The organism is Thalassospira sp. HF15 (assembly GCF_011806525.1).
Taxonomy (GTDB): domain Bacteria; phylum Pseudomonadota; class Alphaproteobacteria; order Rhodospirillales; family Thalassospiraceae; genus Thalassospira.
Map to the genome: position 1 here is coordinate 247,880 of NZ_JAAVKI010000007.1, position 20,960 is coordinate 268,839.

Annotated in this window: 21 protein-coding genes; 13 read left to right on the top strand and 8 right to left on the bottom strand. The window is 56.0% G+C overall.

Going from position 1 to position 20,960, the window contains the following annotated elements:
• Positions 1-198: 198 nt before the first annotated feature.
• From HED22_RS16670 to HED22_RS16700, 7 genes are all read left to right on the top strand, one after another.
• Positions 199-534 carry a RebB family R body protein gene (locus HED22_RS16670; RefSeq protein WP_167724293.1) on the top strand — a complete coding sequence of 112 codons (336 nt, stop codon included), beginning with the start codon at positions 199-201 and terminating at the stop codon, positions 532-534.
• Between the two features lie 127 nt (positions 535-661).
• Positions 662-961, top strand: a complete 300-nt coding sequence (locus tag HED22_RS16675; protein ID WP_167724295.1) for a RebB family R body protein — start codon at positions 662-664, stop codon at positions 959-961.
• A gap of 11 nt (positions 962-972) precedes the next feature.
• Positions 973-1,281 (top strand): RebB family R body protein, encoded by a 309-nt coding sequence (locus HED22_RS16680; protein WP_167724297.1) that lies wholly within the window; start codon positions 973-975, stop codon positions 1,279-1,281.
• Between the two features lie 169 nt (positions 1,282-1,450).
• Positions 1,451-1,675: a RebB family R body protein gene (locus HED22_RS16685; RefSeq protein WP_062957537.1), complete on the top strand. Its 225-nt coding sequence runs from the start codon at positions 1,451-1,453 to the stop codon at positions 1,673-1,675.
• An 83-nt stretch (positions 1,676-1,758) separates the two neighbouring features.
• The gene (locus HED22_RS16690) at positions 1,759-2,082 is read left to right on the top strand and encodes a RebB family R body protein (protein ID WP_167724300.1); all 324 of its coding nucleotides are present in this window, start codon (positions 1,759-1,761) and stop codon (positions 2,080-2,082) included.
• Between the two features lie 57 nt (positions 2,083-2,139).
• Positions 2,140-2,403 (top strand): RebB family R body protein, encoded by a 264-nt coding sequence (locus HED22_RS16695; protein ID WP_167724302.1) that lies wholly within the window; start codon positions 2,140-2,142, stop codon positions 2,401-2,403.
• 76 nt (positions 2,404-2,479) lie between these two features.
• On the top strand, positions 2,480-3,040 hold the full coding sequence (locus HED22_RS16700) for a hypothetical protein (RefSeq protein ID WP_167724304.1): 561 nt from the start codon (positions 2,480-2,482) through the stop codon (positions 3,038-3,040).
• Between the two features lie 5 nt (positions 3,041-3,045).
• Here the strand turns inward: HED22_RS16700 and HED22_RS16705 are convergent, their stop codons facing one another.
• The 3 genes from HED22_RS16705 to HED22_RS16715 all read right to left on the bottom strand — a co-directional run bounded on the left by HED22_RS16705 (position 3,046) and on the right by HED22_RS16715 (position 6,900).
• On the bottom strand, positions 3,046-4,350 hold the full coding sequence (locus tag HED22_RS16705) for an adenylate/guanylate cyclase domain-containing protein (protein ID WP_167724306.1): 1,305 nt from the start codon (positions 4,348-4,350) through the stop codon (positions 3,046-3,048).
• Positions 4,351-4,576: 226 nt separating this feature from the next.
• Entirely contained in the window at positions 4,577-6,178 is a 1,602-nt protein-coding gene (locus HED22_RS16710; protein WP_167724309.1) for an ATP-binding protein, read from the bottom strand.
• The gene (locus HED22_RS16715) at positions 6,175-6,900 is read right to left on the bottom strand and encodes a response regulator (protein ID WP_167724311.1); all 726 of its coding nucleotides are present in this window, start codon (positions 6,898-6,900) and stop codon (positions 6,175-6,177) included. The genes HED22_RS16710 and HED22_RS16715 overlap by 4 nt, the downstream gene beginning before the upstream one ends.
• Positions 6,901-7,110: 210 nt before the next feature.
• On the opposite strand from HED22_RS16715, the gene HED22_RS16720 reads away from it, so the two are divergent.
• On the top strand, positions 7,111-7,788 hold the full coding sequence (locus HED22_RS16720; protein WP_167724313.1) for a hypothetical protein: 678 nt from the start codon (positions 7,111-7,113) through the stop codon (positions 7,786-7,788).
• A gap of 219 nt (positions 7,789-8,007) precedes the next feature.
• Entirely contained in the window at positions 8,008-8,460 is a 453-nt protein-coding gene (locus HED22_RS16725; protein ID WP_167724315.1) for a GNAT family acetyltransferase, read from the top strand.
• Positions 8,461-8,471: 11 nt separating this feature from the next.
• Here the strand turns inward: HED22_RS16725 and HED22_RS16730 are convergent, their stop codons facing one another.
• On the bottom strand, positions 8,472-10,259 hold the full coding sequence (locus HED22_RS16730; RefSeq protein WP_167724318.1) for a Na/Pi cotransporter family protein: 1,788 nt from the start codon (positions 10,257-10,259) through the stop codon (positions 8,472-8,474).
• Between the two features lie 135 nt (positions 10,260-10,394).
• Here HED22_RS16730 and HED22_RS16735 point away from each other — a divergent pair, with 135 nt between their 5' ends.
• Complete coding sequence (locus tag HED22_RS16735; RefSeq protein ID WP_167724320.1) at positions 10,395-10,664, top strand: TfoX/Sxy family DNA transformation protein; 270 nt, start codon at positions 10,395-10,397, stop codon at positions 10,662-10,664.
• Between the two features lie 5 nt (positions 10,665-10,669).
• Here HED22_RS16735 and glpD read toward each other — a convergent pair whose 3' ends face one another.
• The 3 genes from glpD to HED22_RS16750 all read right to left on the bottom strand — a co-directional run bounded on the left by glpD (position 10,670) and on the right by HED22_RS16750 (position 16,410).
• Positions 10,670-12,223 carry a glycerol-3-phosphate dehydrogenase gene (gene glpD, locus HED22_RS16740; protein WP_167724322.1) on the bottom strand — a complete coding sequence of 518 codons (1,554 nt, stop codon included), beginning with the start codon at positions 12,221-12,223 and terminating at the stop codon, positions 10,670-10,672.
• A gap of 252 nt (positions 12,224-12,475) precedes the next feature.
• Complete coding sequence (asnB, locus tag HED22_RS16745; protein WP_167724324.1) at positions 12,476-14,410, bottom strand: asparagine synthase (glutamine-hydrolyzing); 1,935 nt, start codon at positions 14,408-14,410, stop codon at positions 12,476-12,478.
• Between the two features lie 98 nt (positions 14,411-14,508).
• Positions 14,509-16,410, bottom strand: coding sequence for a sigma-54-dependent Fis family transcriptional regulator (locus tag HED22_RS16750; protein ID WP_167724326.1), 1,902 nt, complete (start codon positions 16,408-16,410; stop codon positions 14,509-14,511).
• Positions 16,411-16,774: 364 nt separating this feature from the next.
• On the opposite strand from HED22_RS16750, the gene adh reads away from it, so the two are divergent.
• Both adh and HED22_RS16760 read left to right on the top strand, forming a co-directional pair.
• Complete coding sequence (gene adh / locus HED22_RS16755) at positions 16,775-18,295, top strand: aldehyde dehydrogenase (protein WP_167724328.1); 1,521 nt, start codon at positions 16,775-16,777, stop codon at positions 18,293-18,295.
• A gap of 72 nt (positions 18,296-18,367) precedes the next feature.
• Positions 18,368-18,766, top strand: a complete 399-nt coding sequence (locus HED22_RS16760; protein WP_167724330.1) for a DUF779 domain-containing protein — start codon at positions 18,368-18,370, stop codon at positions 18,764-18,766.
• Positions 18,767-18,930: 164 nt separating this feature from the next.
• Here the strand turns inward: HED22_RS16760 and HED22_RS16765 are convergent, their stop codons facing one another.
• Complete coding sequence (locus HED22_RS16765; protein ID WP_167724332.1) at positions 18,931-19,941, bottom strand: YeiH family protein; 1,011 nt, start codon at positions 19,939-19,941, stop codon at positions 18,931-18,933.
• 111 nt (positions 19,942-20,052) lie between these two features.
• Between HED22_RS16765 and HED22_RS16770 the strand changes: the two genes are divergently transcribed.
• Complete coding sequence (locus HED22_RS16770; RefSeq protein WP_368484512.1) at positions 20,053-20,946, top strand: LysR substrate-binding domain-containing protein; 894 nt, start codon at positions 20,053-20,055, stop codon at positions 20,944-20,946.
• Positions 20,947-20,960: the final 14 nt, after the last annotated feature.

A 20,960-nucleotide genomic window follows, 5' to 3' on the forward strand; every position in this document is an offset into this window, starting at 1 on the left:
GATCAGGCGGTTGTATTGATCTGCGACCGCCTGTTTCGGGTTTGGCCATCCTGTTTCGAAGGCCCAAGTTTTTACCAGGCCTGCGTCACAACACCCAAAGCCCTCCGTCATTTGTCTGACCGCAAGACATGCGGAAAGGGCCGGTTGCAAGCCTTGCATTTGGGATCGGCACTTCTTTAGGCAATCAGGAGATACACAATGGCTGATAACACTCCGGTCAATGGTATGATTACCGACGCTGTCACCCAGGCCAATGTCAAGGTCATGGGTGATGCGCCGGCAATGGCCATGGGCTCGCTTTACCAGTCGCTGGCGCACTCGCATGGCATTCTCTACGAGAACGCTGTCAGCAGTCAGCATCAGGTGGGCATTTCCTCGCAGGCGGCCACCAATCAGGGCGTCATTCAGGTCTACTCCGTCAACACCATGGCGGGGGCTGTTGCGACCTCGAAGCTGGCCGCAAGCGACGTTCCCGACAATATGCTTTCGCTGTTGTCGGCTCTCAAGGCAACGACCGGTACGGCCGTGTCTTAACATCAAGAATGGTTTCGCCGCCAACACCGCCCGGCATGCATGCGCTTGCCGGGCTTTTTTCTTTCACAAACATCAAGGCCGCACGTCATCACGATACGCACCACTTCCGCCAGCCAAGGAGACGGACATGCCATCGGCACCACCCGCGCAAGACGGCAAAAAACCCCCGCACAACCATGTTGAACAAAGTGACGACATGCGCCATTGCGAGGTTTCCGATCAAATCACCGACAGCGTCGCCCAGACCAATGTCGCCACCATGGGGGCAGGTCCGGGTTATGCCGCCCTGCAATCCATGCTGGGACAGGCGCAGTCGCAGAACATCCTGATGGCGAACATGGTCTCTGCCCAGAAGCAGAACGCCATGATTGGCATGACGACCATGACCCAAAGCGTTCTGCAAATGATGAATCGTCGCAACCAATAAGGATTATCCCGATGAGCAACCCAAATGAAGTCGACGAACAGATCACCGACAGCGTAACCCAGACCAACACATCGGTTATTGCCAATGGTCCGGCGATGGGGGCAATGCAGTCCTATCTGTCGCAGGCCCAGGCGCAAGGGATCCTGTTTGCCAATATGGTCAATGAGCAACAGCAACAGGCGGTTGCAAGCCTTGCAACCACCATGGAATGCGCCAAGGCGACCCTTTCGGTTCAGGACAGCAAACCCAATTTTTTTACCAGCGCCGCCCCGGTGAGTCGTCCGCAGAAACCGGCGGACGTCAACAACAACCCAACCTGAAGCTCGGCGCGGGTTCATCGGATGATGGTGAAGACACCGGTCAGCAAGAGACGGAAGCCCACTGGTATGAATCCGCATGGGGCGAGATGGATGAACGGTTTCGCAGCACCACCCAGCCGGGTGATGGCAGCAACTCCGCAGGAACCGGCGAAAGCAGCGAGGTCATAGCATGAGTGATATCGTCAATCCGCAAGTCACCGATGCCGTAACCCAGACCAACGTCAAGGTCCTGGGCGAAAGCCCGGCCCAGGCGGTTTCCATCGCCATGCAGTCGCATTCACATGCCACCGGCCTTGCCATGGAAAACGCCACCCTGACACAGGGCAACATGCAGCAGGTCGCCAACACCTCGACGTCAAAGCTTGTTGCGATGATTACCGCTCAGGCGGGCTGATGGTTTGGCAAATTTGATCACAATCGCGTCCGTGCGACGTCTAGAGGTGTGCGGTCAGATCGATCGCTTTTTCGGAGGATAACATGGCAATTCCAACCCCGGTGAATGGTCAGATTACTGACTCTATTACCCAGAGTGCGGTCAGTGTTCTTGGCTCTGCGCCTGCCAATGCGATGGGCGCGATTTATCAAAGTGCAGCGCACTCGACATCGATCCTGTTCCAGAACGCGGTTCAGGCACAGCAACAGGCGTCGATGTGTTCGCAGGCAGCCACCAACCAGGGCGTGATGCAGCTGTATTCCGTCAACACCATGGCGGGCGCACAGGCCACCGCCAAACTGGGACGGTCCGACACCAGCGATACACTTTTGACACTTCTTGTAATTTTGGCAGCAACCCGCCGCTAGGCACCTGACCGGTTCGGTCATTTGGACCGACAATGGTCACAAACGTGAGGGCGTGAAATGGCAGACAACACCCCTGTAAATTCACAAATTACCGACGCGGTGACCCAGAACAACGTCAAGGTTCTGGGCGAGGCGCCGGCACAGGCCATGGGGCTTGTGTATCAGACGATGGCTCATTCCATCAGTCTGTCGATGCAAAACGCCATGCAGACCCAGGGCGGTCTGCAACAAATCGGCAATGCCGTTACGTCCAGTGCCTGCAAAATGATTCTGGATAGTTCCGGCGGCGGCATGGGTGGTGGCGGCAAGGAAAGCGGCTAGCAGCTAGCCACTTTCGACCAAACCCCGCACGCATGATGCAAACCAGTCTTTCGACCAGTCGTAAATGAGGTTTCAGATGGCAGACGAAGACAACAAACCAAACGAAGATCCGAAACCTGAAAACAACGATCCGGACGCAGCACAGGGTGGCGCCAATGCCGCTGGTGCCGGCGGTGATGATGGAGACGGAGCCAAAAAGGACGCGGCGGAAAACCAAGACAATGCTGATGGCGACAAGGCCGCAAGCCCCGCCGACCCTATGGCGCCTGACAATCCCGCAGGCACGCCACCGCTTAGCACGGCATTGAACCCGCAAATCGTTCAGGCGGTCGGCACGACCAATCATGCGGTTCTGAATGGCGCCGTTCCCGGTGCCAACGGGGTCGCCTATCAAAAGGTCGCCCAGGCAGCGGCCTATGCGGTGCAGGATTCAACAGACTATCTGCGCAACATCATGTCCATGGCCTCTGCCACCACCGGTGTCGCCATGCAACAGATGTTGGCCAAAAAAGAAGTCGATCCGTATTCCAAGATCATCAAGGCCGCGACAGACGCCGTTACTGACGCGCAAAAGACATTTTCCAGCGTCGGGGAGTCTGCAAGCAGCGTCGTGAAGGATTTTGATAATCTGGCCTGAATGAATTAGCCCGCGCGCATCAGTTCGATACGATGGCAGGCCTCGGAGAAGTCCGGGGCGAACAGTTTGACGCTAAGACCGGTCCCCTGAAGCTCAAACGCACCCATTTCCTCTGTCGGGCAGGAAATGAACCGGGCCACGGTCGAGCTGACAAGAACGCGTTTGCCAAGCTGTTTGGTAAGTTGTTCGATCCGGGCCGCTTCGTTTGCCGCCTGCCCCACCACGGTAAAATCGACGCGTTTGGAAACGCCGACATTGCCGTAAATCACATCCCCGACATGCATGCCAAGACCGTAATCAAAGGGCAGCTTGCCCTCTGTCTCACGCTTGGCATTCAGCGCATCGATATTTAGCTGTGCCTCCGCCGCGGCATAAAGCGCGGCATGACAGGCGGTCTCAAGATTGGTGTCGTCTTCATCAATCGGGAAAATCGCAAGCGTCGCATCTCCGATATAGCGCAGAACCTGTCCGCCATGCTTAAGCACGGCACCGGCTGTTGCGCCGAAGAAATCATTCATTTCCCCCAGGAACTTATCATCGCCGACATGGGTCGCAACCGAGGTCGAATTGCGCATGTCCGAGAACCAGATCACCGCGCGGGTCTTGGTGCTGTCGCCCAGTTTGATCTGGCCATTGCGCACGCGCTGCCCGGCATCGGTACCAAGATAGGTCTCAAGGATGGTGCGGGTTTCTTCATGGTTGATGCGCATTTTGCACGACACGGCAAAGCGGCGCTGAATACCTGAAAGGATCGCCAGATCCTCGTCCGAAAAGCCGCTGGGGCGGCGCGTCAGATAGGTCATGAAAATGCGGTTGCTGTTCAGCGTGCTGTCGGCATCTGTCACGAACGGGGTCATCAGCGCGTAATAGTCTGTGCCCTTTTGTCGGCGGAAGGATTCAAGAATTGGGAAATCAACCACCGCACTGGGGCCAATCAAGTGACGGCGCAGAAAGCTGACATCGGTATCGAGCATCCATTTCATCGGGCTTTGCGCCCAGTCACGGTCCTTGTTGTCATCGCCCATATGGGTGGTGCGCACAACCTGCCCGTTTTCCTTGGTCCAGATATAGGACACACCTTCATATAGCGGATGCAGCGTCTTGAACGCGACCATGACGCGATCAACCGGAATACCGGATGCAACCAGACGGCTTGCCATGCCAGACAAAAGCTCGCTGATGTCGGTATCATCCAGCGCGCATTCCATCAGCCAGTCATTCACAGAGCGCACAAAACCGCGCGCAGCCTGTGCGTTATTGGTCCCGGGAAGTGCGGTTACCACCCCCGAAGAAGACTGGTTATTGGTCATGAGTAGGCTCCGTCCGTTCGTATGCTTGATTGTTGCATTGCCATGCGATCAAATCCAGACCTCAAATAGAACAGCAACACAATTTCGCAATTCTTGATTTGGAAACAGTGAAATTCCACGCAACAAATGACCACTGGTCATATAAATTGCAAGTGCTAACTGTCAAAAAACTGTCGCACTGTGGCAGGAGAGAAATCACACCCATAAAAATCGACGGAACGCACCATTATTGCGGCTGCGCCGGTGGCAGGTAAATGCGCGCCAGAAGCCCGCCTTTCTGCGATTCTTCGAGATAGATTTCACCACCGTGCGCCCGGATCGCGGTGCGCGCAATAGCCAAACCAAGGCCAATACCGCCGGTGTCACGATTACGTGACTGTTCAATCCTGAAGAACGGCTCAAACACCTGTTCGCGCTGTCCAACAGCAATCCCCGGACCATCATCGGCAATTTCGATCCACAAGCCACCGTCATCGGCATCACGCACGGCAACCTCGACCGTATCACCAAAGTTAAGGGCGTTTGCCACCAGATTGCCAAAGGCGCGCTTGATCGACAGCGGCCGGCACGGATAAACGCGGGTGTCGACCTCGCCAATATATGTGATCGGACGTCCGGTTTCGGCCAGATCCTCGACCGCGGATTCAACAAGCGCGGTCAGATCGATCTTGCGGGTTTCCTCGTTGGCGGTCTCTTCACGGGCAAAGGTCATGGCCGCTTCGACCATCTGTTCCATCTCATCAAGTGTTTCGATGATGCGTGCACGATTTTCAGGATCTTCGACAAATTCCGCCCGCAGACGCAGCGACGTGATCGGGGTGCGCAGATCATGCGAAATGGCGGCCAGCATCCGGGTGCGATCCTCGACAAAGCGCTTGAGGCGTGCGGTCATCCGGTTAAAGGCCTTTGTCGCCCGCCTGATTTCAATCGGGCCGGTTTCAGGGACCGGTTCCGGGTAATCGCCCCGCCCGACACGGTCAGCGGCACGCGTCAGCACATCCCAGGACCGCGAAATCCGGCGTGCCAGGAAAAACGCAATCACAGCAATGACAAGCCCGGATGCCAGAACGCGCAAAAGATTATCGAACACAAACCACGGCGGTGCCACGGCCCCGCCAATCATCGCCTCAAGCCAGACATCGGGTTCTGAACCGGTTGGCGTGCCATCCGGGCCAACGGTCCTGATAGGGACGAAAAGGCGCATCACCGGTGACGTGTCACAATCAAACCGGTCAAGATATCGCAACGACCAAGGTGCCCTTCGATCATCATCGTCATCATCATGGTGGTCATCATCACGGGCGTGATGATCATCGTCCTTCCGGGCGTCCTTGTAATCATCATCATCTTCATCGTCGTGGCTGGAATGCTCCTTGCGGTCACGTTCCAGAAAGGCAACTTTTTCGTGCCGAAGTGCTTTGCGTTCGGTCCAGCACTCATCGCCGGACAGGATTTCAACCCGTGCCGGAATACCGGTTTCAAGGTCCAACGCCTCGTTCAAACGGTGGGTCAGACTATCGGATACAGACCCATCCCCGGGTTGGAGATCGGTTTCGGGCACAAGGCGCAGACGGTTTTGTGGCGATTGCGCCACGCGCAAGACATCGCCCCAGGTATCGCGCGGAGTTGTCGTCAGGATGCGCGAAATCGCGGCCACGCGTGCCAGGGCATAGCCACGCCGTTCAGACGCCACCGCATCACGGCGTTCCTCGGCCAGCATCACACCAAGCACAATATGGGTGAAGATGATCGCGCCCAGCAGCAAACATACAAGCTGCGCAGTCAGGCTTTGCGGCCAAAGGCGTTTGATCAGGCGGCGCTTGGTCATTTCTCGGCCACCTCGCAGGTGAACATGTATCCTCCGCCCCAGACGGTTTTGATCAGGGCGGGGTTCCGGGCATCAAGTTCGATCTTTTTGCGCAATCGGCTGACCTGATTATCAATGCTGCGATCAAACGGGATGGCTTCGCGCCCCTTGGTCAAATCAAGCAGCTGATCACGGTTAAGCACCATATTGGGATGTTCGACAAAGGCACAAAGAAGGCCATATTCACCAGCACTGAGCGGGACGACAACATCATTGGCATCGCGCAATTCGTGGCGCGTACGATCAAGCACCCACCGGTCAAAATGCACCTGTCCGCCCGGAAGCGGCCCCTTGCGGCCGACCGGAAGACTTTGCGCACGGCGCATCACCGCCTTGATCCGTGCCAACAGTTCGCGCGGATTAAACGGTTTGGCCAGATAATCGTCTGCGCCCATTTCAAGACCGATGATGCGATCGGTTTCCTCGCCAAGGGCGGTCAGCATGACAACCGGCACATCATAATTTTCACGTAACCAGCGACACAAACTAAGCCCGTCTTCACCGGGCATCATCAGATCAAGCACGATCAGATCCGGCGCAATGTTATCGGCCATCAGTTTGCGCAATTCGCGCCCGTCGGACGCCAGTGTCACGCGATATTCATGCTGACGCAGATACCGGCCCAAAAGGTCACGGATATCACGATGGTCATCGACAACAAGGATGTGGGGCTGGTCGCTCATATGCGGTCCTGAAATCAAAACTCTTTGCTAAGCCTAACCTAACGCGTTGGTCATCATCGCAGAAACGGCAATTTGTATCAGATTGTCGCAAACGGGCCGTTTGGCAAATCTTGCGACCATTTTCGCCGGTCTCCGGGATCATTTCGCGACAATCATAGGCGATAACGGTCTTCAACACATTGATCCCCAACAAACCTGATGAGGCTGACCATGAAACGCAAAAACACCCTTAAAATTGCCGCTGCCCTGATCGCGACCACCATGATCGCAACGCCATTTGCGGTTTCTTATGCATCGCCTGGCGAACGTGAACACAAAGGCGAATGGTCGATGTTTGGCGGCGACCATGATGACGACAAATACGAATATAAGCGCGGTGAACGTGAACACGGTGAATACCGCGAACATGGCAAGTACGGCAAAGACCGTGCACGGGCTGTCCCGCTGACCACGGATGAAGCTCGCACACTGGTTGACGCAATGCTTCTGAAAATGGGCACATCTGAACTTGCGACCGGTGATGCCATGGCCGCCGAAGAGGACGGCAAAATTGATGTTCTTCTGGTAAATGCCGGTGGTGATGTCGTCCTGGTTCTGAAATTTGACGAAAAGACCGGCCGTATGGACCGCGGCACCCGCCACGACCTGCGCAAGCTGGTTGGCAAACCAAACAAGGGCCACAACGCCCGCTTTGATCGCAAATTCACTGCCGATCAGATGACGGTGCTGGCCAATGCGATGGTGATCCGGTTTGGCAAGGGTGAACTCAAACTGGGTGATCTCACCGAAACCGAACGTGGCACCTATAGTGCTACCGTCACCAATCAGGCGGGCGACATTGTCCGCGAAATGGAACTCAGCAGCGTAACCGGCCGCCCGATCAGCTAAATCTGAGCAGATGATCGTCGCGCACTGATCACGTCCCCACCCCGGTCCGGGGACTTTCCCCCAACCGATACCCCGGACCCGCAGCGCGCCCCCAAGGCTCCCCTTGGGGGCGTTTTGCTGTTTAACGTCATCACCTTGCCCGGCAATAGGATTTGACGACACGGTGCATTCCAACCATTGTTACGCGCTTCTAAATATTGCCCCATGAAAGAAGCCCCTATGACAAGCACCCCCGCAAAACCCGCCTCCAGAACGGCCACCCTTGATGATATTGCTGCCCTGACAACCCTTTGGCAGGAAACCGGGCTTTATCGCCCGTACAATCCACCGGAATGGGATGTCCGTTTCGCCCTTGATAGCAAGGAAGCGACCCTTTTCGTCTGGGAAGATAACAGTGATAACATTATCGGTTCGATCATGGCCGGGCACGACGGACATCGCGGCTGGATCTACTATATGGCCGTCACCCCAAACCTTCAGAAATCAGGACTTGGCCGCAAATTGATGGAGACTGGCGAGAACTGGCTGCGCGATCAGGGAGTCTGGCGCATGCAATTGATGGTGCGCGCCGATAACCACGCGATGCAGGATTTCTATCGCCATCTTGGCTATCGCGCCTGTGATGTCACCGTTTTGCAAAAAGACATCAACACGCCACCTGCCGAGCGCTGATCGATCACGATTTACATGGCATCGGCAATGGTCGATGCCGCGTTCTGTTCATCCGGGGCCGGCTCTTGATCATTTTTAATCGCGATAGAGGCATGGGCGATCCGGCGCGCGCGTTCATAAAGGCGGTTGATGCGCTCAACCATCGCGACCTCGATCCGGTAACGGCGAATATCAAGATCGCGCGGGCCGATTTCATCACTGACCTTGCGAAGCGTTGTATCAAGCTTGGTCTTAAACGCTGCCTTGCGATCCAGCACACGGTTGGCAGCCTCGATGTCTTCGGCCGAAAAAGCGGTCATCGCCTGTTTCAGACAATCTTCGGCAATCTCGTAAAGTTCTGCCATTTTCTGGCGGTTTTCGTCTGATGGCATATGACGAATATCAAGCCATTCGCCGACCAGCTTGACCATTTCCTCGCTGATCAGATCGCTCACCGCTTCAAGATGATTGCTGACGGCCAGTTCGTTCTGCAGGCGGTTGATGTCGCCGGGCAGCAATTCAGCCCGGTGCAGTTTCGCAGCAAACAGCGCAATCGCATCCTGCAGGCTATCAACCCCGTCATCAAGCTCAGCCAGTTTTTCCAGTTTCGCACGCGTCGGGTTGCGCAGGTTTTCACGCCCACGGCGCACAACATCAATCACCACATCGCCCATATGCACAACCTCGTTGCGCAGCAGGCTCAGTGCAGCAGCCGGTGCGACGCTGAGTTCATGGATGACGTATTTCGGTTCGGGACTGAGACGTGGTTCGGTATCGATTTCGGCCGGAACCAGTTTTTCAATCAGGCGCGCAATCCACGGCACAAACCCGATCATCAGGACGACGTTAACGACATTGAAAATGGTATGCGCATTGGCAATTTCGCGCGCGATATCTGTTGTCTCGGGCGTGCGACCGGTCGTGATGAATTCCACAAGCTTCACCAACTGATCAATAAACGGCAACCAGATCAAAACACCAACCACGTTAAACAGCACATGCCCAAGAGCTGTGCGAAACGCCTCGCGGTTCTTGCCAATCGTCACCAAAAGCGCGGTGACGCAGGTGCCGATATTGGCCCCGAAAACAAGCGCGATACCGCCATCAAGCGGCACCAACCCCTGCCCGGCCAGAACAATTACAATCCCCATGGTCGCGGCACTCGATTGCACCAGCGCGGTAAAGGCGGCTGCCACCAGCATGGCCAGAAATGGATTGCCCATCTGGCTCATCAGATCGATGAAGGGTGCGTAGCTTCGAAGCGGTTCCATGGCAGTGCTCATCATGCCCATGCCAAAGAACAACATCCCCAAGCCCAACACCGCCTTGCCAATCAGGGCAAAGCGTTTGCGATCCGCCAGCATGGTCATGGCAAAGCCGATGGCGATGAAAAGCGGTGCGATGGCATCAACGCGAAAGGCAATGATTTGCGCTGTCAGGGTGCTGCCAACATTGGCCCCCATGATGACAGCAATCGATTGCGCAAACGGCATCAACCCGGCCGACACAAAGCCGACCACCAGCACAGTGGTAACACTTGATGATTGAACCAGCCCGGTAATGACCGCGCCCGATACCGCTGCCCAAATGCGATGGCGCGTCATGCCCGAAAGAACGCGTCGCAGCCGTGCCCCGGCAAGGGTTTTAAGCGCACCGGCAAGATGATCCATCCCGTATAAAAAAAGGGCAAGCCCGCCCACCAGACCGACAAGCATCGACCAGGTTTCAAGCGGAACAACGTCGTCTGCCGCCCTTGCAACCGGGATGGTCAGAAGAAGCAGGATCGCACTTGCCAGAATGGATTTCAGAAATGGCGGCATGGGCACCGGTCGAGGTAATCGGTTGAAAACAAACCGACCATAGCGCAGTTTAGGGTCTGAACCCAATCAAACTGTCAGCCAGCAGCCGTATCCCCACCCCGGCTTTGGTTTTGACATCCGAAAGGAAGGTTTGGCATGCGCAATATCGGCCCGACATCATCGCGTGAGCTCCGTGAAATCGGGATTGAAAGCCGCGATCAACTTGTCGAAACGGGGATTGCGGAAGTCACACGCCGACTGCTGTTTCGCTTTGGCAGCGAAAAGAACATCAGCCTGAACTATCTCTATGCACTTGAAGGCGCCATCCAAGACCGCGATTGGCGCGACATAACGCCCGCGCGAAAGCCGGAACTCAAAGCCCTGCTTGACGCGCTGCGTTCTGAATTGGCTGATAAGCGGGATTGAAGCTGTTATTCAGCAGCAACCGAGTGAGGGGCGCGCTTTTCCTGTGCCAGACGTTCGCGCAAAACGGCAATCTGATCGCCCGACAACCGCAGGCCAAGCTTTGAACGGCGCCAGATCAGGTCATCGATATCGCGCACCCATTCCTGATCGATCAGATAGCGGACCTCTGCCTCATACAGATCATGACCATAGCATTTGCCAAGATCGCCCATCGCCTTTGCATCGCCAATGATCTGTTCGATCCGCGTGCCATAGGCGCGCAGCAGGCGTTTGAGCATCACGGCATCCAGCCACTCATAGCGTGCCGCATAATCTGCAAAGGCTGCCTCATAGGACGCGTTGGGGAAATCCCCGCCCGGCAGCACGGCATCTGCCGTCCAGGGTGCATCCTTGGTGCCCAGTTCGTTTGAGATGATCTGCAGCGCATGTTCGGCCAGCTTGCGATAGGTGGTGATTTTACCGCCGAACACATGAAGTGCCGGTGCCTTGTGATCTTTGGATTCAAGTTTCAGGGTGTAATCGCGCGAGACCTTGGATGCGTTTTGGCCTTCGCCACCTTCGCCATTACCGGCATAAAGCGGACGAACCCCCGAATAGGTCCAAACGACGTCATCGGATGTAACGGATTTCTTGAAATAGCCGCTGGCAAGCTTGCACAGGTAATCGATTTCGTCCTGATCAATTTTGACCTTGGCCGGATCGCCGTTGAAATCAACATCCGTGGTGCCGATCAGGGTAAAGTCATCCTGATAGGGAATGGCAAAAACAATCCGGCCATCCCCGTTCTGGAAGATGTAGCAAAAATCATGGTCGAACATCTTGGGCACGACAATGTGGCTACCCTTGACCAGACGGATATTGGCCTTGGTATCGGATTTGACGACACCGTTTTCAGGATTGATCAGGTCGGCACACCACGGCCCGGCCGCATTGATCAGCATGCGGCCTGAAACCGAACGGTTTTCGCCGGTTTCCTGATCGCGCAGGGTGACATTCCACACATCATCAGACTGACTTGCGCCAACGCATTCGGTGCGGGTCAAGATCTCCGCGCCGTTGGCCTTGGCATCCATCGCGTTCAGAACAACAAGGCGCGCATCATCAACCCAGCAATCGGAATAGACAAACCCCTTGGTCATGTCTTCGTGAAGCGGTTCGCCCGCAACATGTTTGGCAAATGAAATACCCTCGGATGCCGGAAGCTTTTTGCGCCCACCCAGATGGTCATACAGAAACAGACCAAGACGGATCATCCAGGCCGGGCGCAAGTCCTTGCGATGTGGCAGCACAAAGCGCAGCGGCCAGATGATATGTGGCGCGTTATCCAGCAACACTTCACGTTCGGTCAGCGCTTCGCGGACCAGACGGAATTCGTAATGCTCAAGATAGCGCAACCCGCCATGGATCAGTTTCGTACTGGCCGATGAAGTGGCACTGGCCAGATCATCCTTTTCACACAGCAGGACCTTCAGTCCCCGGCCCGCCGCATCGCGTGCGATCCCGGCACCATTAATGCCGCCGCCAATAATGATCAGATCATAGTTCGAAGTGCCAGCCATGGGGCCCTCTCATCGCCAAATAAAAACGCGTTGAGGCTCAAAATAGTTCATTTTCGAAAATTTTCAAGTTTCGAATTGTGACATTTATTCGGCACAGCCATGCGTGAGCAACACGCATGCACTTCAAGTACGGATGATAAAAGCAGTAAAACTGCGAGGAAGAAAACGTTCATTCGTGAACGAAATTGAAAACCCCGCCTGAGGATCAGACGGGGTCCAAAGAGTGCGCAATACGCAAGATGCGTGAAAAGATCAGGCCAGCCAGCGTTTCTGCCAGTCAGACAGCATAGAGATCGTCCAAAGCTGATGGCCCCAATTGCGCTTGCCCGACATATGCTCGGCGCGGAGTTTCTCGATCTGGCGGCGATCAAGGCCGAAGTCGGTATAAAGCGCATCATTCGCCAAATGATCGCCCATCCATTCATTCAGCGGCCCGCGCAGCCATTGTGCCAGCGGCACACCAAAGCCGGTCTTGGGCCGGTCAATCAGGTCACGCGGGACATATTTATACAGGATCTGGCGCAGGGCATATTTGCCCACCGGCCCATTCATCTTAAGCCGTGCCGGCAATCGCCAGCCAAACTCGATCACCCGGTGATCAATGAACGGGACGCGGACCTCCAGCGAATTGGCCATTGATGCCCGATCGACCTTGGTCAGGACATCATCAACCATATACATCATCGTATCCATCGCCTGCATCGAGGACACATAATCCAGATGACGGTTGCGACAGAACATTTCACCCGGCACACGGAATTTCTTGGCCGTCCCGCGATTGCCGCGCAGCTTTGCCGGATCAAACAGGGAAATCAGCGCCTGATAGCGATCAATGTCATCGCGGATCGCCAGAAGCGGTGCCGCCTTGTGGATTTTATCGCCAATCGCACTGGTCGATCTCTTGCCCGGTATCAATCCGACAAGCGTATCCCAAAGTTCGGGAGACAGCATGGTCATCCCGCGCGATACAAGCCCGCTGCCAAATGGAATGCTGCCGGCGGCACGGCTGAGCTGCCTGGCCCACAAATAGCGGTTATACCCGCCAAATGTTTCATCACCGCCATCACCAGACAAGGCCACGGTGACATGTTTGCGCGTCAGGGCCGAAATCAGATAGGTCGGAATGGCAGAGCTGTCAAAGAACGGCTCGTCATAGGTTTCCGAGAGTTTCGGCACCAGATCAAGCGCATCCTTGGGCGTGACATAAAGCTCGGTATGATCGGTATTGAGGTGCTTGGCGACTTCGCCAGCAAAGGCGGCCTCGTTAAAGGCTTCATCCTCGAACCCGACAGAAAATGTTTTGACCGGTCGATCTGAAACCGACTGCATCAGGGCAACGACGGTCGAGGAATCAATCCCGCCCGACAGGAACGCCCCCAACGGCACATCGGCCACCATGCGGCGTTGAACTGCATCACGCAGCAATTCTTCAAGCGCATCAATCGCACTTTGATCATCACCACTCCAGGCGTGGGTCTGCCCATTCAAAACGGCGTCTTCGACCGACCAATAGGCGGTTTCGGTCGCCTGATCGTGCGATGATATTTCAAGGATATGGCCGGGCTTGAGCATCTTGGCATGGGCATAGATCGAAAGCCCGGATGGCACATAGCCAAAGCGCAAATAGGCATCAAGGCCGGACTGATTAACCTCGCGCGAAATTGCGTCGCCTGCCAGCAGCCCTTTGACCTCGGAGGCAAAACCGATATGGCCGTCATAGCGCGACCAGTAAAGCGGCTTGATGCCGAGCCGGTCACGCACAAGGAAAAGCTTTTTCTTCTGCCGGTCCCAAAGCGCGATGGCAAACATGCCAATCAGGCGCTTGATGGTGTCGCGCAGGCCCCAATGGGCAATGCATTCAAGAATGACTTCGGTGTCGGAATGGCCGCGCCATGTGATGTTGGCCGAGGCCAGCTTTTCACGCAGTTCCGGGGCGTTATAGATCTCGCCGTTATAGACCATGACATAGCGGCCATTGGCCGAATGCATCGGCTGCTTGCCGGCGTCGGAAAGATCAATGATGGCCAGCCGGCGCTGGCCAACCGCCAGTCCGTTTTCATCATCGACCCAAACGTCACCGCCATCGGGACCACGGTGATACAGCGCATCATTCATGCGCGACACACGATCGCCCAAGCCCGTTGCATCAGCTTGATCAGATAGCCATAAACCGGCAATTCCACACATGAAAATATCCTGTAAAGCCCTGCCGTTACTTAAAACAATAACGGCACGCCCTACAATGAAAACATTCGCAAATTTGACCCAGGACCTTCTGAGACGGATCAGCGCCGCTCAATACCCAGCCGGGCCATGCGACGATACAGCGTGTTCCGCCCGATCCCCAGCGCCTTGGCGGTGTTGCTGATATGCCATTGCTGATCTTCAAGAAGCTGACGCAGGGCATCGGCCTCAGCCCTTGCGATGGTCTGGCGTGGCGACGGGGCTTCATCGCCCTGCGTGACCTGGAAATCATCGGGCAGATGATCGCGTTCAATCACACCGTCTTCTGCAAACACCGCGGCATATTGCAAAACATTGATCAGTTCGCGCACATTGCCCGGCCAGCCATGCCCGGTCAGAAGGGCCAGAACATCATCTGTGCATTCGACATAATCGTCTGACAAAGCCGCGATAAGCCGCCCGATCAGATCGACAAGATCACTGCGTTCGCGCAAGGGCGGCACAGCAAGGCGCGCACCCTTGATCCGATACAGCAAATCTTCGCGGAACTTCCCCTCGGCCACTGCGCGATTGAGGTCGACATTACTCGCACAGATCAGACGGAAATCGACTGGCACCGCCTTGGTGCTGCCAAGCGGTTCGACCGTGCGACTTTCAAGGACACGCAGCAACCGGCCCTGAGCGGCAAGCGGCATGTCACCGATTTCATCCAGGAACAGCGTGCCGCCATTGGCCTCGCGAATGCGACCACCAAAACCGTCGCGCGCAGCCCCGGTAAAGGCCCCACCGGCATGACCAAACAGTTCGTTTTCAATCAGTCCTTCAGGAAGCGCAGCACAGTTGATCGCAACAAACGCCTTTGATTTGCCAAGGGTCGCGTCATGAATATGGCGCGCCAGATATTCCTTGCCGCTGCCAGTTTCGCCTGACATCAGAACGTTGATGTCACGCGCATGCAGGCGTGTGCCGATTTCAAAAATACGCCGAAGGGCAGCGTCCTTGTCAGGGATGCCGGCCATGCTTCGGGTCGGCAATGCAGGCGCCTTGCGCGCGACCGGTGTTGAGCGGCCGACATAGCGGCGGCGCATGCGTTCCGGGATGGTGACACTGCCAAACAGCACCCCGCCCCCCGCGATATTAAGCGGGGTGGCCGACGCACTCTGTCCATCGGGGCTTGCCAGTCTGGCGACAAGGTTTTCGACATCCATCTCGAACATGGCGGAGATGTCGCTGGAATTGTTGGCTGCGGCCAGAATACGCCGCGCGGTCGATGTCGCCCCGCTGATCGTGCCATCGGGGGCAATCGAAATCATCGCATCGCGGGTTGATCCGACATGGCGGGCATCGGGATGCAGATGCAAGATTACATCCCCTGCGCGTTCGTCAAAGAACAGGATACGTTCAAGCGCATCGGCATAATCAGCCACCATGCCGCGCACCCGCAGGCAATCGGGGCGTTTGATATCTTCGCGCACCGCTGACACATCAAGGACCGAACACACCTTGCCATCGGGATCAAATACGGGGGCTGCCGTACAGGTCAAAACCGAATGCTGCGCCAGAAAGTGTTCATCCTTGTGGATGGTGATCGGTTGGCCTTCGACGATACAGGTGCCAATACCGTTGGTCCCTTCGCGCTCCTCGCTCCAGACAGCGCCGGGCAAAAGACCGTTGGTGCGAAATGATGGCAGCAATGAATGGGCCGCAACACTATCAAGGATCACGCCGCTATTGTCGGTGAGAAACACCGCATAACCCGATGCATCAATCTTGCGATAAAGCGTTCGCACCAGATCGTGGGCATGGTGATAAAGCCGCCCGTTGCGGTCACGCAATTGCCGGGTTTGGCTTTCGGATATGACTTCGGGACGGCGCAAGGTGTCATGAGCCAGACCAAAGCGCTCTTCACACCTTTGCCAGCTTTCAAGCACCGCACGATTTTGCGCCCCGCCGCTCAGCTGCAGGGCTGCTTCTATCCGTCCGCCGGGAAGGTTTCCTGACATAGACGCTATCTCCCTTGTGTCGGTGTTTTGGCCCGGATTTTTCCGGTGCGTGGCTTTTGCCACAGCCGATCACAGGCGCAATCGTACCACACTTGAACCCGCCCACGCCAAACAGTTTCGCGCGTGAAACCTTCCAAAACCGCGAGTGTTCCATTTTTGGAACATTTTGCGCCACACGCCCTGTTCCATTGATCCGGTTGGCACAGAACAGCACCTTCAACTGGCATGGTTCAACCGTCTGAAAAACGGACTGTTTCTATCAAATCAGTATGTAAATGGCCAAGTGGCATGACCTTTGCGGGTAACGGATCGTCATAAACAAAAATGCGGGCGGCCAATCGCCCGTTATCTCGGAGGAACCCAAATGATCTACAAGAATCCAAATGACACCGGCAGTCCGGTCAGCTTCAAAGGCCGCTATGAAAACTTCATCGGCGGTGAATGGGTGGCCCCTGTAAAGGGTCAGTATTTTGAAAATGTGTCGCCGGTAAACGGCAAGCCATTCTGCGAAGTCGCACGGTCATCGAGTGACGACATCGAAAAGGCACTTGATGCCGCACACGCTGCCTTCCCGGCATGGGGCAAGACCTCGGTCACGGAACGGGCCAACATGCTCAACAAGATTGCCGATCGCATGGAAGCCAATCTTGAAATGCTGGCTGTGGCTGAAACATGGGATAATGGCAAGGCCGTGCGTGAAACGCTGGCGGCTGACATTCCGCTTGCCATTGACCATTTCCGCTATTTCGCCGGTGCCATTCGCGCACAGGAAGGATCGCTTGGCGAAATTGATGACAACACGGTCGCCTATCACTTCCACGAGCCGCTTGGCGTGGTCGGCCAGATCATTCCATGGAACTTCCCGATCCTGATGGCGGTCTGGAAACTTGCACCGGCCCTTGCTGCTGGCAACTGCGTGGTTCTGAAACCAGCCGAGCAGACCCCGGCATCGATCTGCGTTCTTCTGGAACTGATTTCCGATCTGATCCCGGCGGGTGTGGTCAACGTTGTGCAGGGCTTTGGCGTTGAAGCCGGCAAGCCGCTGGCACAAAGCAACCGTGTGGCCAAGGTCGCCTTTACCGGTGAAACCACCACCGGCCGCCTGATCATGCAGTACGCATCGGAAAACATCATTCCGGTGACCTTGGAGCTTGGCGGCAAGTCGCCGAACATCTTCTTTGAAGACATCATGGCCGCTGATGACGATTTCCGTCAGAAAGCCGGCGAAGGTCTGGCGATGTTTGCCCTTAACCAGGGCGAAGTCTGCACCTGTCCGTCGCGCGCGATCATTCAGGAAAGCATCTATGACAAGTTCATGGATGGCGTTCTGTCGCGTGTTGCCAGCATCAAACAGGGCAACCCGCTTGATACCGACACCATGATGGGTGCGCAGGCCTCGACCGAGCAGATGGAAAAAATCATGTCCTATCTGGATATCGGCAAACAGGAAGGTGCCGAAGTCCTTTGTGGCGGTGACAAGGCCGATCTCGGCGGTGATCTTTCCGATGGTTTCTATATCCAGCCGACCATCTTCAAGGGCCACAACCGCATGCGGATTTTCCAGGAGGAAATCTTTGGCCCGGTCGTATCCGCCACCACGTTCAAGGACGACGCCGAGGCGCTTCATATCGCCAATGACACGCTTTATGGCCTTGGTGCCGGTGTCTGGACGCGCGATGCCAACCGTTCGTACCGCTTTGGCCGGGACATCAAGGCCGGTCGCGTGTGGACCAACTGCTATCACCTCTATCCGGCACATGCTGCCTTTGGCGGTTACAAGCAGTCGGGCATCGGGCGTGAAAACCACAAGATGATGCTCAACCACTATCAGCAGACCAAGAACCTTCTGGTTTCCTACGATCCGAAACCGATGGGCTTCTTCTGATCTGATCATCTTCACAACCGGACGCAGGCAAAGTCTTGCGTCCGGTCACCTTTCATAACGAAGGAGGTGACATTGAGCGGATCAGAAAGTGTTCCCAGCAGGGTGGTTGCAACAGAAGCTGCAACTGCGCTGATCAGGAAGCTTAAGGATATCCACGGGCCGGTAATGTTTCATCAGTCCGGGGGCTGTTGCGATGGCAGTGCACCGATGTGCTTTCCCGACGGGGAATTCAAAACCGGTGATCAGGATGTGCTGCTGGGCGAGATTGAAGGCAGCCCGTTCTATATCGGGCGGGCACAGTTCGAATATTGGCGCCATACCCAACTGATCATTGATGTGGTTGATGGGCGTGGTGGCATGTTTTCGCTGGAAGGGCCCGAAGGCAAACGCTTCCTGACCCGATCACGTATCTTTAGCGACGATGAATGGAACGCGCTTAAAAACGCCGAGGAAAAAGAACCAATTACCTGATTATCACGCGCAAACTGCACCTAACCGTGGCGTTTCGTTTTTGGCATCGCCTCCCAAGGTGTCTTCCCGGCGAAACGCAAGAAGAGGCCATCTCATTTCCCATCGATGCGAAGCTTCTTCCTCCCTGCCCGCTGCCTCCCCCCACTTCAGGCGGCGGGCATTTTTTATGCCGACCCAAGGACGACCAGAACACCAGCGGAAAGCGCACACAACACCAGCAAAGACAAAAGCGCTGCCATCACGACACGTCCGCCAACATGCATGACATTGCGGATATCAACACTCAGTCCCAGGGCCGCCATGGCAAGAATGGTCAGAAATGACGAGGTCGTTTTGATCGGCGCACGCGCAATATCGGGGATCAGACCAAACGAACAGGCGACCATCATGGCGATAAAACCGATGATGAACCACGGCACGACCTGTGCGACCGGAAGCCTTGTTTCACGCGCCCGCCCACCAATAAGCGCCAGACTAAAGATCACCGGTCCCAGCATCAGGACCCGGATCAGTTTAACAAGCGTCCCGACCTGCACCGCAAGGGTTCCGGCCGGTGCTGTTGCCGCAAGAACCTGTGGCACGGCATAAACCGTGAGGCCGGAAAAAATACCATACTGGGTTGCCGATAATCCCAACCCGGCATGGAGCATCGGCAGGACAAAAACAAACAACACCCCAAGGACCGCGGTAAACGAGATCGAGGCGGCAACGTCATCTGATTTGGCTTCAATCACCGGCGCGGTCGCGGCAATTGCCGAATTGCCACAGATCGAATTGCCACACGCGACCAGCATTGAAAGATGACGCGATAACCCCAGCGCGCGACCAATATGGAAGCTGACAAACAGGCTGATACAGACCACAGCAACGATGGCCGCGACCAACCCGCCCCCGGCCGATCCGATGGCTTGCGCACTGATCGACGCGCCCAAAAGCACAATGGCGATTTCAAGCACGGTTTTGGCACAAAACCGCACACCGGCAACATAGCGCGGCGCCAGACCAAACACGGATCGCACCACCACCCCGATCAGAATGGCAAAGACCAAACTTTCCACCCAGCCACGTCCAAACAGCGCATGCTCGGCCTGTTCGGCCAGTTTGGCGGCAAGCGCCACCAGAAGGGTCACGGCAAGCCCGGGCAGGATCGGTTTGAGGCGGGTATAGAAAAACATGATTTTCCTGTGTTTTGATCACAGTCGGAAAATCTCACGCCCGACCATTTACTTCCATCGAATAAAAATTCATATTTCATTCGATTAAATTGAATGATTGGGCGCTTGGCCATGATGACACTCGAACAGCTTCAGATCTTTGTCGCGGTTGCCGAACGCGAACATCTGACCCGCGCGGCCGAGGCGATTGGCCTCACCCCGTCTGCTGTCAGCTCGGCGATCAAGAACCTTGAAGGGTTTTATGGCGTCGCGCTGTTTAATCGGGTGGGACGGCGCATCGAACTAACCCAGACCGGGCGGCTGTTTCTGGATGAAGCCAAATCAACACTGGCCCGTGCACGTGCCGCAGAACTGACTCTGGCCGAACTTGGTGGCATGCAGCGCGGAGAATTAAACGTTTATGCCAGTCAGACGATTGCCAGTTACTGGTTGCCGCCATTTTTGATGAAATTCCATGACCAGTATCCCGGCATCGAAATTCGCCTGACGATTGGCAACACCAAAACCGTATCCGACGCGGTGCGTGGCGGGGCGGCTGATATCGGCTTTATTGAAGGTGATATTGATGAACCAGCGCTCGCCAAACGCGAAGTTGCCGAAGACGCACTGGTGATTGTTGTCTCCCCCAAACATCCGTGGGCCAGCGGAAAACCGCTAAGCCCGCAAGCCCTCATCACCCAGACCAACTGGATCCTGCGTGAAGCCGGTTCGGGCACAAGGTCGGAATTTGAAACCGCCCTTCGTGATCAGGGGGTTGATCCCACGCGGATTAATATCGCCTTGGTCCTGCCCAGCAACGAGGCCGTGATTACCGCAGTTGAAAACGGCATCGCCGCCACCGCCGTTTCGCAGTTCGCGGTCAGTTCGCTCATCGCCCAGGGCCGCCTTGCACGCGCCAACTTCCCGATCCCGCCACGCAAATTCATGGTGCTCCGCCACAAGGAACGCCAGCAAACGCAAAGTTCGCTGGCACTTGAGAAGTTGACCATCACTGGCGACTTGTAGGTCAGTAGGATATT

Bases quoted from the DNA above. Each gene is read 5' to 3' on its own strand.
- HED22_RS16670 (WP_167724293.1), top strand. From the start codon at position 199: ATGGCTGATAACACTCCGGTCAATGGTATGATTACCGACGCTGTCACC.
- HED22_RS16675 (WP_167724295.1), top strand. From the start codon at position 662: ATGCCATCGGCACCACCCGCGCAAGACGGCAAAAAACCCCCGCACAAC.
- HED22_RS16680 (WP_167724297.1), top strand. From the start codon at position 973: ATGAGCAACCCAAATGAAGTCGACGAACAGATCACCGACAGCGTAACC.
- HED22_RS16685 (WP_062957537.1), top strand. From the start codon at position 1,451: ATGAGTGATATCGTCAATCCGCAAGTCACCGATGCCGTAACCCAGACC.
- HED22_RS16690 (WP_167724300.1), top strand. From the start codon at position 1,759: ATGGCAATTCCAACCCCGGTGAATGGTCAGATTACTGACTCTATTACC.
- HED22_RS16695 (WP_167724302.1), top strand. From the start codon at position 2,140: ATGGCAGACAACACCCCTGTAAATTCACAAATTACCGACGCGGTGACC.
- HED22_RS16700 (WP_167724304.1), top strand. From the start codon at position 2,480: ATGGCAGACGAAGACAACAAACCAAACGAAGATCCGAAACCTGAAAAC.
- HED22_RS16705 (WP_167724306.1), bottom strand. From the start codon at position 4,350: ATGACCAATAACCAGTCTTCTTCGGGGGTGGTAACCGCACTTCCCGGG.
- HED22_RS16710 (WP_167724309.1), bottom strand. From the start codon at position 6,178: ATGACCAAGCGCCGCCTGATCAAACGCCTTTGGCCGCAAAGCCTGACT.
- HED22_RS16715 (WP_167724311.1), bottom strand. From the start codon at position 6,900: ATGAGCGACCAGCCCCACATCCTTGTTGTCGATGACCATCGTGATATC.
- HED22_RS16720 (WP_167724313.1), top strand. From the start codon at position 7,111: ATGAAACGCAAAAACACCCTTAAAATTGCCGCTGCCCTGATCGCGACC.
- HED22_RS16725 (WP_167724315.1), top strand. From the start codon at position 8,008: ATGACAAGCACCCCCGCAAAACCCGCCTCCAGAACGGCCACCCTTGAT.
- HED22_RS16730 (WP_167724318.1), bottom strand. From the start codon at position 10,259: ATGCCGCCATTTCTGAAATCCATTCTGGCAAGTGCGATCCTGCTTCTT.
- HED22_RS16735 (WP_167724320.1), top strand. From the start codon at position 10,395: ATGCGCAATATCGGCCCGACATCATCGCGTGAGCTCCGTGAAATCGGG.
- glpD (WP_167724322.1), bottom strand. From the start codon at position 12,223: ATGGCTGGCACTTCGAACTATGATCTGATCATTATTGGCGGCGGCATT.
- asnB (WP_167724324.1), bottom strand. From the start codon at position 14,410: ATGTGTGGAATTGCCGGTTTATGGCTATCTGATCAAGCTGATGCAACG.
- HED22_RS16750 (WP_167724326.1), bottom strand. From the start codon at position 16,410: ATGTCAGGAAACCTTCCCGGCGGACGGATAGAAGCAGCCCTGCAGCTG.
- adh (WP_167724328.1), top strand. From the start codon at position 16,775: ATGATCTACAAGAATCCAAATGACACCGGCAGTCCGGTCAGCTTCAAA.
- HED22_RS16765 (WP_167724332.1), bottom strand. From the start codon at position 19,941: ATGTTTTTCTATACCCGCCTCAAACCGATCCTGCCCGGGCTTGCCGTG.
- HED22_RS16770 (WP_368484512.1), top strand. From the start codon at position 20,053: ATGATGACACTCGAACAGCTTCAGATCTTTGTCGCGGTTGCCGAACGC.